This window comes from Psychrobacillus sp. NPDC093200 (assembly GCF_050280345.1).
GTDB lineage: Bacteria > Bacillota > Bacilli > Bacillales_A > Planococcaceae > Psychrobacillus > Psychrobacillus faecigallinarum.
On record NZ_JBNNVC010000003.1, the window covers coordinates 128,539 to 142,496 of the forward strand.

At 31.4% G+C, this 13,958-nt stretch carries 6 protein-coding genes; 3 read left to right on the forward strand and 3 right to left on the reverse strand.

What is annotated here, in order from left to right; translation table 11 throughout:
- Positions 1–37 precede the first annotated feature (37 nt).
- The 3 genes from dptH to dptF are packed head-to-tail and all read right to left on the reverse strand — an operon-like array spanning position 38 to position 9,059.
- Positions 38–5,326: a DNA phosphorothioation-dependent restriction protein DptH gene (gene dptH, locus ACQKNZ_RS14175; protein ID WP_427660311.1), complete on the reverse strand. Its 5,289-nt coding sequence runs from the start codon at positions 5,324–5,326 to the stop codon at positions 38–40.
- Positions 5,307–6,722: a DNA phosphorothioation-dependent restriction protein DptG gene (gene dptG / locus ACQKNZ_RS14180; RefSeq protein ID WP_427660313.1), complete on the reverse strand. Its 1,416-nt coding sequence runs from the start codon at positions 6,720–6,722 to the stop codon at positions 5,307–5,309. The genes dptH and dptG overlap by 20 nt, the downstream gene beginning before the upstream one ends.
- 3 nt (positions 6,723–6,725) lie before the next feature.
- Positions 6,726–9,059, reverse strand: coding sequence for a DNA phosphorothioation-dependent restriction protein DptF (gene dptF, locus ACQKNZ_RS14185; protein ID WP_427660315.1), 2,334 nt, complete (start codon positions 9,057–9,059; stop codon positions 6,726–6,728).
- Between the two features lie 198 nt (positions 9,060–9,257).
- Between dptF and dndB the strand changes: the two genes are divergently transcribed.
- From dndB to dndD, 3 genes are read left to right on the forward strand one after another with little or no spacing between them, the layout of a single operon-like run.
- Complete coding sequence (dndB, locus tag ACQKNZ_RS14190) at positions 9,258–10,355, forward strand: DNA sulfur modification protein DndB (RefSeq protein WP_427660317.1); 1,098 nt, start codon at positions 9,258–9,260, stop codon at positions 10,353–10,355.
- A gap of 4 nt (positions 10,356–10,359) precedes the next feature.
- Positions 10,360–11,952 (forward strand): DNA phosphorothioation system sulfurtransferase DndC, encoded by a 1,593-nt coding sequence (gene dndC, locus ACQKNZ_RS14195; RefSeq protein ID WP_427660319.1) that lies wholly within the window; start codon positions 10,360–10,362, stop codon positions 11,950–11,952.
- Positions 11,949–13,955 carry a DNA sulfur modification protein DndD gene (gene dndD / locus ACQKNZ_RS14200; protein ID WP_427660321.1) on the forward strand — a complete coding sequence of 669 codons (2,007 nt, stop codon included), beginning with the start codon at positions 11,949–11,951 and terminating at the stop codon, positions 13,953–13,955. Before dndC ends, dndD begins: the two co-directional genes overlap by 4 nt.
- The last annotated feature ends 3 nt before the right edge of the window (positions 13,956–13,958 follow it).

Sequence of the window (13,958 nt, forward strand, 5' to 3'; positions counted from 1 at the left end):
AGGAAGGGGGTTATCCCACTACCTTTATGGCCTTTTCTTATATTCTTTCTGACAATGGTGTAATATTTACAATAATAGGTGTTGGGGTTGTTAATTCATTATTGTCTTTTAAAATCGGACTATAAACGATACATTGTCCTTTTTTCAAATTAGATAGTTTATGTTCCCAATTCTTTTTATCTTGATTGTCTTTTGACAAACTTGCAGCTACATTAGAAAGTTCTAGTTCTGGCGGAAGGAAATATACTTTTTCTGCAGCGTTTTGCAATCGTGCTAATTCATCTGAACTTAGTTGCGATTTCAAGAATTGTGTTGCATACCAACCAGACCAGCCAAATTTTCGCCCTTCCGTTAATATTCTAGCAGACGGTGATTTTTCGGAGTGATCTAAATTTTGAGCCTCATCCATCAAAACTGGCATAGGGTTATGTTTATTCCCATAACGCACAGAATAGTTCCATAAATCCCAAAGGATGAACTCAGTAATCACTAATTGAACGTCCCTTGGAAAAAGTGTTAATTGAATTATATAAACTTCACCATCTGCATTTATAATGTTATTCCAATCTATCGCATTATTAAAATCAAAAAGGTCTCTGTCTATTAAGGGTCTTATTTGAGAAAGTGCTGTTTTCGAATAAGATGTATTAGCCTCTTCTAAAAGATCTTTTAGCTTTTTGAAATCCATATTTTCTCCAAATCGATCCAGTCCTTCAGAAACAGCTTCATATATAGCATTTAGTTGTTGTATCCCTAAACTCTTATAAACTGAACTAAATACACTTTTTACTCTTTCTGCAATATCCGTATTGGATTCAGGAAGTTCAAGTCCACCTATATTTCTTATATTTTTTTGAAAAGGGTTAATTGGTAACTTTTCACTAATTACTACCCGTTGCTTTAGCTTGTCTCCCAGGTAATTTACGAATTCTGGTTCCAATTGGTTAGGTAAAAAACCTTCTGTGTAATCAATAACGATACTTGATAAACCCAGTTTGGCTTTTTCTAATAAAAGACATTGCATGAAGTATGTCTTACCCTGACCTGATCCCCCCGAAATTAACAGGTGTCTATTAGCTAATCCCTTATGGCCAAACTCCCAATAAATTGACCTATTTGAGTTTTCAGCTTTCCCTAGCATAATTCTTGTTTCTTCTAATTTAACTTTGTCAAACTTTGGTTCTGGTTCTGGTTCTGGCTCTGGCTCTGGCTCTGGCTCTGGCTCTGGCTCTGGCTCTGGCTCTGGCTCTGGCTCTGGCTCTGGCTCTGGCTCTGGCTCTGGTATTGTAATGGTTTGATCAGATTCTGTTCCATGAATTTCTTTTTCTTCATCATTTTTTTCTACGGTAGTCTCATCTCTCTCTTTTTCCACAAGATCAGTATCAACTTTAGGACTAACAACCGTGTTTACTGAATAAATCTCATTGTAATCACTTAGTGATAACAGATTTGTACGAGAAGATAACATATTTTCCTTAACAAAATCATTATTTTCCTTTTGAATCCATCCCCACAAAGCGTCCATTTCTTTTACTAATCCTTCATAACCATCTTGAGCAGTTAAATTAATTAGTAAGACATCGTCTATTTTTTCTACACTTCTATGATATAAATCTTTTTTGAAGGAAAGAATAGCCCCTTTTCCGATTAACGGGTCAAGGTGGGTACCTATTACATACTGTCCTTTTAATAATTTTTCCAATTTACTATCGACTATTTCATATCCTTTTTCATTCCAGAAGTTACTAAGTTCTAATTTTTTTGCATTAGATAATAGTAATTGCATGAAGAAGTTTTTATAAAAGGTTCCTGTAAAACTCTGTCCAGTTTCACCAGTTAACGTATCCATGAAAATTTTCTTTGTATGCAAAACTTGTTCGTTAGCTTTAGCAATTACAGCATTGCTATTAATACCTATTTTAACTTCAACAGGGTAAAAGTGAACGATAACTTGTTCGCCGATAGATTCCAACCCTAATAACAAGAGATCATCACTTTGGCTTCCAGTTACGCCTAAATTTTTTGCAGTAAATACGCCATCACTTTTATTTAAACTTACAGCCCCTGCCACTCTTAAAATCTCTTCCATTGAAATAGGAATCCACAATATATCTTGATGATCGAAATAAGAGATTGCATACTTTATTGCTGAAATTATACTTAATTTTTCTCGATCATAGTGACCTTTACTACCAATAATTCTTAGGAGCCATTCTCCATTGAAGTTATTAAAAGCTTTTATCGCATTGAGGACATTTTCCTCTGTTCCTTCTACCTCTTTTTGATTTAAAAATTCTTTTATTACCTCATAATATTGTTGTGATTTATTAGTTACAGTAATAGCATCAAATCTGCTTGAGGAAGAATATTGATCACTATAATGGATAACTACCAAATCTTCATTGATTTTATTAAAAAATTCAAGATCCACTGCCGGATCTATAAAAGTAACCCAATTGGAAGCATTAAAAACTTTCTCCAACTTATCTACTTCAGTTGTAGTTGTAGTAGATAATACTACCTCACCTTTTCTATAACTATCACTTCCGCTATTACGAAGATTAGATGCTAATTCATTTAAATGATAGGCTGTATTTAACAATAAGTTTTCATTTTCAATGCTATATCCCTTAATTCCAAAGCCACTCTTATAAACTTCTATATCTTTCATAGACGGTACACTTGAATACAAACCTTCTAAGGATATTCCTGTATTCATTTTGCTCATTGCTTGGATCGCTATACTTTGCTCAGCGTGCATTTTATAAAATGATATATGAGCATAATTTATCTCTTCAAAACGAGTCTTTTTATAATATGATAGGTTATTTTTTATCAATCTTAGAACTTCTTCATCCTCAAGGCCGTCAATTTTATTCAATTTGACATCAAACTTCTCTGTAAATTCACTGGCAGATGTTATATAAGCAAACGAATCAAAAGCTGATTCTAAGTCATTATTTTTATATAAAGTAACTTGTATAGGCTTAAGTAAATTCTTTGAGGATAGCTCACTTATCATCCAGTTTATAATGCCTCTTAAAACTTCAAAATCATTTTCAATATTTATTACATTAATAAGTACGACCGCACTTGACTGTTCTAAAAACAAATAAGAGAAATGTTCTTTAAACTGTTTTAGTTTGTCCGAAATTACTTTAGCCAGATACTGGTTTGCATTTGAAACATTGACTTTATCAACGGGTTTAAATACCAGCCATTCGGGAATTGCTCTTTGGTGTTCCGATTTAAATAAATTTGTCGTACTTGGTTGATATATATAGGGAACTAGAGGGTCTGCACTCAATCGAACACTAATATTATTTCCTACCTCTTCTTGCCCCAATATCTCAAATGTCTTTAATTTATATGCAACCATAATTGGGTGATATGGAGTAAAGTATATAGTTCCATTAGATAGAATGGTTCCAAGTTTAAATAAATCTAAACCTTTAGATCCTATAGGTTCTCCATCAGTAAATTGAGAAATTGCTTTGTTATAAACATTTAAATACTGGATAGCTCTCTCTTTATAATCTGTAGAAATAGTTGTTAAACTCGATATAGAATTTTTCATCTTAAATATATTAATATAACGACTATATGCTTCTTCTAATTCTTCATTAAGTTGTATATCTTGTGAATGCATGACTTCTGCTTCTACATAAGCAGATCTATATCCATTTTCAACCCATTCTTGTTCCCACATAAAAAACTCTTTATATTCAGGATGCATATAAAATTGACGATTTCCTATTTCCAATCGATTACTCTCTTTTACCCATTTAATATCTTTACCTGTTTCTCTTATCTGTTGCCATATTTTTGCCCCAGTTATTGGAACCGAGGATTGAAGAGTATTCTCTAGTTGAAGATTTAATTTTGTTTGATCTATTATTAAAGTAAAAGGTAATTTTTCATCATCATTAAATGCCTCTGGCTGGGGTGAAAGTTTAACACTTTGTTCGACATCCAGATTTATTTCTTGATTGATCTGACTAATATTAATTTTGTCATCTGAGTACCCTGTTCCTAAACTAATATCTCCTTCTTCATATGCTATGGATAAATATTTTTTTCTAGCAGAAACAGTATATTTAGTATTTATATCATTAAGATAATTAGGGTTAAAAGGTAAAATAACAATATTAAATTCTGATCCTAAAGATACTTTATCTTCATGTTGATACTTAATGTAAAGAAAAGTTGCCTCTTCCTTTACCTCTCTACAATCAACAGAAATATAGTTTTTACCTGTCTTAATTTCACAATTACCATAATCCCCTGATGTGAAACGCCCTTCCATTTTTGTAATTTCACCAAATAGTTCAAATGAAAGTTTAAACTCAAGTTCGTTTTTCTTCTCAGAATTAAATATAATTATGTTTCTTTTTCTTTTACCAGCAGCAGATTCGGATTGAGAACGATCCCAAGCTATCAAATCTTTATTAGTCTTAATCTCTTTAAAGACAATTTTTTTACCTTTTAAAGAATTCATATACTCTTGATGATGTTGGTTTACTTTTGTAAAAGGAATATCTGCCCATTCATCATCTTGAAATTTTTTGACGTCGTTGGGTAGAAACATTCTTTGTAGCGTTTCTTCACCTAAGTTAAAATCATGAACGTTTTTAACAAATTCAAACATTCTTCTATTTTCATTTAATCGTTTATCTAATTCTCTACCTTTGAAGGTGTTAAGATCCGGATCTTGAAATAATCCAAATCGAGCATAGTCTTCCCGTTCAATTTTGCTCTTTTGAAGAATCATAAATATATCTTCAAATTCCAAAAATGAAATATTTTGGACTTGGTTCTCTTTTTTTAGATTATCCAAATTGTTCTTTAAGATAATTTTCTCTATTACTTCTAATTCACTTTCTTCAATCTTATCTTTCAGATCATCAAAAATGTAGTTTGGATGTAGTGGCATCCCTTCTTTTTGAAGATCACTACTACCGCCTTGAATAGAGTCTAATTGTTCAGTTACAATACTTAAAAGTACTGTATTCTGCCACACATTTTTTTGTTCGCCTACAAGATTGCGTAGGGTTACTAAAAAATCTGGTTTGACATTAACATTTGTGTTAGCAACTACTAATTTAACGTTATTTAGATTAAGGCAGAATGTTTTGTATACTTCTCCAAGCTCATGCTTATATTGGAAGTCTTCCGCATTTTTATCACTACTTAAAATTTCCACAAGATCTTCGACATCTCTTATTTGATCTAATCTTAAAAAGAAACGATCTCCTGGTATTAACTCTCTAGAAGAGAAATAATCTACCAAGAGAGATGAAATATATTTATAAAATAGGTTTGACATACTGTGCATCCCCACTATCACTTTTTTTCTCAAGAATATTATGTGAATCTAAAACATTTAAAAGTTCTTGTTTGGAATAATGATCCAAAGCAATTCCCCTCTTTTCAAGTTCTTTATATAATTGATTTAATGGTATTCTCTTGTCTTTCACACAAACAGCCACTAACAGCAAGATGAAATCATGTTGTAAATTAAAGATATATCCAATGCTACCGCGTCTTTTTAAAAAGGTTGAGGAACCAAGGTCTTCAATGTTCTTACCATACTTTGCACTTACTGTAGAGTTTGTCCCTTGTTTTAATAGGGCAAATAAAGTTCTAAATCCTTCTTCTATTGTACTGGACAACGGTGGATTATTTACTTTAGTCCATTCTAAATTGCTATAGTCGTTTATCCATGAATTTAGATCAGTTAAGAATTCTGCTGCGTATATGGGCCCCCTAGTATTTACAGCCTTGTATATATCACTATATGTCATAAATGATAAATTTACCCCCCGCGCTTTATTCAACTCATTATGACTAAGTTGGGAAAGCGTATGGATATGAGGAAATAGATTAATTTCATTATCTTGAACATATTTAAATCCTTGAATTGGATCTGCTACTTTTCTTCTTTTCGTTATAGATTCCCATTCGAAAGCAAAATAGAATGGAAATACTTCTTCCATATGCCCCTTCTCAAACTGTTCAAAATTATAAACTAGCTGGCATACATACATAAAAGTATAATAGTGAGTTAGAAGAGGAAATGACTGGATAAAGTACTCTTTATACTTACTTAAGAATAATAGATCTTCCTGGTATAAATCTGAAAGTTTATTTACTAAGGGTTGATAATTTTCACTTTTATTATCATTATTTTTTCTTTCTTTAACCAATATATCGAGATTCTTAATAATAACTTCGGTTAGAATATCATCTGTCTCTTTATTCTTAAAAAAACTTTCGGTTTCTTTATTATCCTGTAAAATAGTTTGTTTTATAAAAGAAGCATATTTACCAAATTCATTGGTAAGTGCTTTATCAATTGGAATGAAGTTAAATAAATAAGGATGAAACGTATTAATTCTTTCTTGATTAAAAAGATACTCATCTACAAATCTAATAAAATCTTCTTTTGATTCTTGATCGGAAAACTGAATTTGTTGTGCAATATGTTGACTAAGTATATTTTTCCCAGTTTCAAATTCTAATATCTCTTGGGAAATAGACTTTTCCTCGACTTGTAAATTCGTAATATGTCTAACATATTCTCCGATCATTCGATGAAAGTGCTTGTTTATATTATTTGTTCTCTTTGTTAGGAACGGTAAAATATCAACCACATTACCAGTAACATGTTTTTCTTTACTTAAAAGCTGTTTCAGTTCTTGGCGACGAATAATCTCTGTCATACATTACTCCCTCTCAAAAACTAATGATCCAAAATCATCACGTAGTATTTTGTAAAATTTATTTTCCTGGGGGAAATTAATAAGCAATTCTTTTTCTTTGTTCCCAAATTGCATAATCTTCTCCAAATATTCAATGAAATTAATTGCTTCTTCTTCGTCTTCTTTAGTAGGTCTATAACCAGACTCCACTTTTTGAAGTAACGAAAATAACGGATAGTCTATTTCTAAATAAATTGGTTGTGAATTTATCTCTTTTTTATATCCAACAACAAAAGTATTTTTGAAGGTTTCTAAAATCGTTTCACTTCTGATTTCTAGATGATTTATATGGGGTTTAACGGTAAAACTTTGTGCAAGTTTATACTTATCTAAAGGATGACTTAATAAAATATAATCTTTTTTTAATTTACCTTTCCACATAAAGATGACTTGTTTCAATTTTTCATAAAACTCTTTAATACTCTCTTTATTTACTTTATTAAAATCATATAAGTAGTTCATATAGCTTTCATATGCAGGGTCTGCTAGCATTCTAGCGAATTTACTATTTGATAGAAAAACCAGCCTTAAGTACCCTTCAGTGTATGCAGAAAATTGTTCATTTAAAAGATCATTGTTATTTTCAAAGTGTTTAACCCACGCACGCCCAACATTCTCGCCTAAATACTTTTCATTTATAGTGGTCCAATCATTCATAGTGTTCAACTCTATAATCAATCGATCCGCAGCTTCTGTGCGACGATGAATAGGATCTAATTCATGAATAGCTTTTAATAGATTAGACCGATCTGGACTATTAAATAATAATGATGGCAACGTATTTTGTAATATATCAAAATGATTCATCTCTATTAAATTCTTCTCATTTCTTCCTATTAAAATATCAGCGATAAAATTTAAAAATGTTCTCGTTGACACCACTAATTTACGTTTAATAATTGTTTGTATTACCAACGATATAATTTGCTTTTGAACGATAGGCTCCTTTAAGAAGAGATAATTTTCATGGACCATTATTTTTTTCGAGTTGAGTTGGTCTTTTATAAAAGCTCGGTGAAAAGGATTATTGTTTGTTTCTACACAAATTTTGTCTAAAATCGTTTGATAAAAAACAGATGTAGGACCATTTTCGGTAAGTTCGTATGGATGATAATCCGTAAAGTTTAGTAAATTAAATTGTTCTTTCTCGTAGTCGGTAATAATCTTTTGAGAAAAAATTTCACTTTCTTCAACAAATTTTTTCAATTTCTCAAAGTTAGCTTTTTGATGATCATAGTTAATGAAATTGTGAAGTACTCCTAAGTTAATGGCTAGTATAATTTTGTCTTTCGATTCATCAATATTTTCATCAGATAGAGGTAATAGTACTTCTTCTAATGTTTCTAATGCATTTTTACTTGGTGAAAAACTTTCAGTTGCATCATTATGGATTAGATATCGATCCATCAATTCTGGATGTTTTTCTTTTATATAGGCAAGTAAATGAGACTTTCCGTCTCCTACACTCCCACAAAGTAAAATGAGATTGGCAGTGTTAATGGTAGCATTCCTTTTTAAGATAGCTTCTAAATCTCTTTGGATTTTTCTTTCCACATGAAGGTACTTTTTAAAATCACTAAATTCATTTGCGTTTTCAATTGCTTCTTTTGCTGAATCTTTCAACCTTGATATCTCTTTAAGTAAATAACTTCCTTCAGTAGAATCCTGTTCGACTTGTTTAATCTCAACGTTAGGTATTTCAGAAGTAGTATTATTTACTATATCATTAGTTTCTACAAAGTCCTTTGGATCTTCTTTATCCAATACTTCTACTTCTATACTAGTTGAAGGCTCTGTAATACTAGTTGCTGCGGTTTCTCTTTTTATAAGATTCTTCATCATTTCTTCAAGGTTTTCGTAGCTAAGTTTAGGTTTAGGTACTCTATACTTCGGTAACTCATACTCGCTTGAAGAATACAATTCGTAAAACCACACGGCAATATTAAACATTTCTTTGTGTAATTGGAAAGCAACCGTAATATCCTCAAACTCAGCATCATGGGCCGCCTTGTTTCCAGACCTTCTAATATTTTCAAAAGAAGATTGAATATCATTCTTTATATAACCGTGCTGCGTTAAATAGAAGATACGATCTTTCAATGTAGATATATATGGCATTTCAATTTTTTCAATCTTATAGACTTCCTTTAAGATTTCCTCAGCAAATACTCTTGCCTTAATAATTGCACTTGCTGCATCTTCAAAAATTAGTTGTTCCATCTTATAAGCAGTTTCAGATGCTATTAAAATAGAACTATCTAAAAAGCTAAATAGGAAACTATTATTTTGTTCTTGCAATTAAATCAGCTCCGTCCTAATTATCGTTCAAATTATTTTAACATAGTCACATGAAATTAGTATGCGTATACAACAATTTTACTAGTACCAAGTAGTGGCTTTCTTACTAGATTCAGTTTCAGTTTTATTAATTGTAATCTTAAAGAGAAGACTATATAATAAATGAAGTAATTTACGTACGTAAAAGGGGGTAATTATATGAATTCTAACTTTAGTTATACTTTTCCTGCTCTTAAAGGAGTACAAGCCGACAAAGAATATTATGTCGTAATGTGTCCTTTAAGAATTATACCAAAAATTTTCCTCTTTGATGAGGAAGAAATACCTCCTGAGCATCGTGCTCAACGTATTTTAAATAAATCTCGTATTCCTGAGATGACTAATTACATAATTGAGAACCAAAAAGATTATGTCTTTTCGTCTATTACCGCATCTATTGATGGTGACATAGAATTTATACCTTTTGATCAAAGTTCACCTTTTAAAGATTTAGGAAATCTTAAAGTGTCACTTGACTCTCGTTTTTTAATAAACGATGGACAACATCGCCGTGCTGCTATTGAAGAAGCACTAAAGATTTCACCAGAGTTGGGTAATGAAACAATTTCAGTCGTATTCTTTCACGATGTTGGTTTAAAACATTCCCAACAGATGTTCTCCGACTTAAATAGACATGCAGTAAACACTACTTCTTCTATTGGAATTTTATATGATTACAGAGATAAGCTGGCTTTAGTTACAAAGGATGTAATTGCTTCTATACCTTTACTAGTTAGATATACAGATAAAGAGAGAGTGTCACTCTCTAAAAATTCTCCTAAAATTCTCGCTTTAAATCACATTTTTAATGCTAATTTAAAATTGTTAGGTAAAAGCAAGGGTGATGATGTGACAAATGACGAAGAAGCATTCCTGCAAGAATTTTGGAAAACCCTATGTGCCTCAATTATTGAATGGCAAATGGTATATAAGAAAGAGCTGACTCCTAGAGATTTAAGAGCCAATTATATAAACGGGCATGGAGTTTTTATTGAGGCAATTGGTGTACTAGGCAATTTCTTAATAAACAATTATTGTTCTGAATGGAAACAGTATATTGAAAAACTCTCCCAGATCGATTGGAATAGAAGTAATACTACTGATTGGTTAGGAAGAGCTTTTAACACTAACGGTAGAATACAAAAAACTTCTTATACAGTTCAATTAACATCAAATAAAATAAAAGAACTTCTTGAATTGCCTTTAACTGAATCAGAAATGCAACTTGAAAGAAAATTTTTAAACGGAGGTGCTTGATATAGTGAGCAAAGGAATAATAAGTAACCTATTAGATAAAGAGCAATCTTTTATCAGGGATACAAAAGAGTATATTAAGAATGCTTATAAAGAAGATGGGCGCCCATGGGTAGTAGGATATAGTGGTGGAAAAGATTCGACAGTTGTAGTTCAATTAGTATTTGAAGCGTTGGACGAACTTCATAAGGATGAACTTCACAAAAAAGTGTATGTCATCTCATCAGATACTCTTGTTGAGACACCACTTATTATAAATTCAATTAACCAAACGTTAAGACGTATTCAAGATGAGGCCCTTTTAAGAAATCTACCTATTGAGACACATAAGGTAAAACCTATTATGAGCCAATCTTTTTGGGTTAATATTATTGGAAAAGGCTATCCTTCTCCAAATCAACAATTTAGATGGTGTACAGACCGTCTTAAAATAGACCCAGCAAATCAATTTATAAAAGACAAAGTCTCTTCTTTTGGTGAAGTAACTATGGTATTAGGAGTACGAGAAGATGAAAGTGCTACTCGAGGAAATACTATAAGATCCCATTCAGTAGATGGTAAAACTTTCATGAAACACTCTACTTTATCAAATGCATTTGTTTACGCACCAATTCGTCACTTTACTTTAGATGATGTGTGGGATTATTTACTAAACTACCCTTCCCCGTGGGGCGATGACAACCATGAGTTACACAAACTATACCAAGACTCTAATAGTGGTGAATGTCCTCTAATTGTGGATTCTTCCACAAAAGAAAGTGCTGGTTCATGTGGAAATAGTAGATTTGGTTGTTGGGTTTGTACAGTAGTTAATGAAGATAAGGCACTCAACGGTTTTATTCAAAGCGGACATGATTGGATGAAGCCACTTTTAGATTTTAGAAATTGGCTAGCTAGTATCCGAGATGATCGTTCCATGCGTATGAAACATAGAATGAAAGGACAAGTATATTTCAATACCGTTAAAGTGGAAGAAATTGATGGCAAAGAATTTGTCCTTATTCCTAAAAAGTCTAGTAGAGCAAAAGATTTAATACCTATTGACCAATATACAATTTTAGAAAAACATGAACTTAATCCATATCTTGAAAAAAACAATATAGATTTAAGTGCAAACGGAGATCACAAAATATTAGTAAAAGAAACGGAACAAACATTAGATGGCAAGTCTGTATTGAAGTACTCTCAACTTGGATTAGGCCCATACACTTTAGAAGCAAGAAAAGAAATTTTAAAAAGACTACTAATTGTTCAGAGAGACTTACAACATCCAGATGACCCTTCTTTCGAGTTAATTAGAGTAGAAGAACTGAAAGAGATCAGAAAAATTTGGTTCCAAAAAGGCGATTGGGAAGATCAAATTCCAGCTTTGTTTAGTGAAGTAATGGGCTATTCAATAGACTGGGAATTAAACGATCGTCCTCTCTTCGATAAAGAACAAATCTCTGACTTAGAACTTCTTTCAGAGCAATATAAAGTAAATATAAATACTATTAAAAAGTTAGTATCTATAGAAAAAGAATATGCCGGTTACAAAGTAAGACGTGGATTAATGGACGAAATAGGTAAAGCACTAAAAGAAGATTATTTACATCTTTGATTGATGAAAGTTTAGGTGAAATTATGATATTAAATGAAGTCCAATTAACTAATATAGGGGCATATAGAGGAATAAATACATTTGACTTAAGAACAAATGATGAACAAAATGTAATTTTAATTGGTGGAGAAAACGGTGCTGGAAAAACTACGTTACTAAATGCGATTAAACTTGGATTATTCGGTTCATTTGGATTTGGATATAAAAGTGACAGCAACGAGTACTTTAAGAAGGTTAACAACCTTTTAAATAATACAGCTAAAAAAATAGGTGAAAATAACTTTAATATTAAGTTAAACTTTACTCTAGTAGATGGCTATGAAAAGACAGACTATGTCCTCTATCGTCGTTGGAGAGTTAAAAATAATGTGTTAAAAGAAAGCTACGAAATAACGGCTAATGGTAGTAAACTTTCCGATCAAAATATGGAATTCTTTAATTCAAAACTTAAAGAGATTATGCCCCCTCAACTGTTAGACTTTTGCTTATTTGATGGAGAAGAAATAGCTAGAATTGTAAATGAAGATCTCCTATCGGATTACCTAAAGAAATTGGCTAGGGTTGTTTTTAACCTCGATATTTTTGAAACTTTAGAAGTTGATTTAGAATCTTATTCTAACCAAAAGCTGGACCCTCAAAAGTTAGACGCAGCGGAAAAAGATTTATTAAACTTGAATTCTAAAGAAAAAGAATTGAAAGCCAGCCTTTTTGCTAATGAAGAAAAAGTAAATACTTTAAAACTCAACATTGAAAAACTAAATGACGAGTACAGACAATTTAAAAACGACTTTGAAAATAATGGTGGATTGGTTAAAACTGCTAGAGAAGAAATATTGAAAAATATTAATATCTTAGAACAGCAGAGAAAACAGAACTCGGAAAAAATTAAAGAGTTTGTAGCAACTTTATTGCCACTACATTTAACTTCCTCTTTACTGGGAGAAGTTAGAAGTCAATTATCAAGTGAAGAAGCTTTACATTTTACAAGTATTTTAGAAAACAAATTAAATGATAGCCAACTCACTAAAATACTAGCTTCTTTATCACATTCGACAGATGCCATTTCAAGAGACACACTAAAAAATAGCCTTTTAAGTTCACTAAAACCAGAGGAAGAAATTTCATTAATACATGGAGCTTCATTCTCTGAGAGCAGTTTAATTGAAAATGCTTCAAATAAAATTCAAAAATATAGTCGTGAAGAGTATAAAGCGTTGCTACTCGAAAATAGTGACAAGTTAAAAGAATTACATTTACTAAGAGAAAAATTGAAAATTAATGATACTACTAATGAGTTTTCAAATATGATCCAATCTATGGAAAAAATTCAAAGTCAAGTTGTAGCTTTGAATGACCAATTGAAAATAGAAGAGTTAGAATTAGCCCGTCTAAATTCGGAACTTGACCGTAATAATCTTTCTTTAGAAAAGGTAAGAAGTCAGTTAAAAGATTCAGAGAAAACATCAAGTTCTTTCTTAGAATCCCAAAAAATTATTGCCTTAAGTAGAAGATTTAGAGAAATTCAATTGCAAAAAAAATTACAGCAAGTACAATTTGAAGCTTCTAAAATGCTGAGAAAAATCTTAAGAAAACAAAACTATGTTTCTTCTATTACTATTGATCCGAAGACTTACGAAGTAAATCTATTAGATACTCATAAAGAATACTTAGAAAAAAGCACCCTATCTTCAGGTGAAAAGCAAATTTTACTCATTGCGATTATTTGGGCTATATTTAAATGCTCAGGCAGAAGAGTTCCTTTTATATTCGACACATTACTAGGCAGACTAGATAAAACACATAAAGCATCTATTTTACGAGATTTCATCCCAAATACAGGTGAACAAGCAATTATTTTATCTACTGATACAGAAATAGATGAGTTTCATTACAATCTATTGAAGGATAAGTTGGCGAAAGAATATATGCTAGACTTTAATGTACAAAATATCTCTACAAATATATACAAGGAATACTTTCCTTTTATAACGCAGGAGGTTTAACCA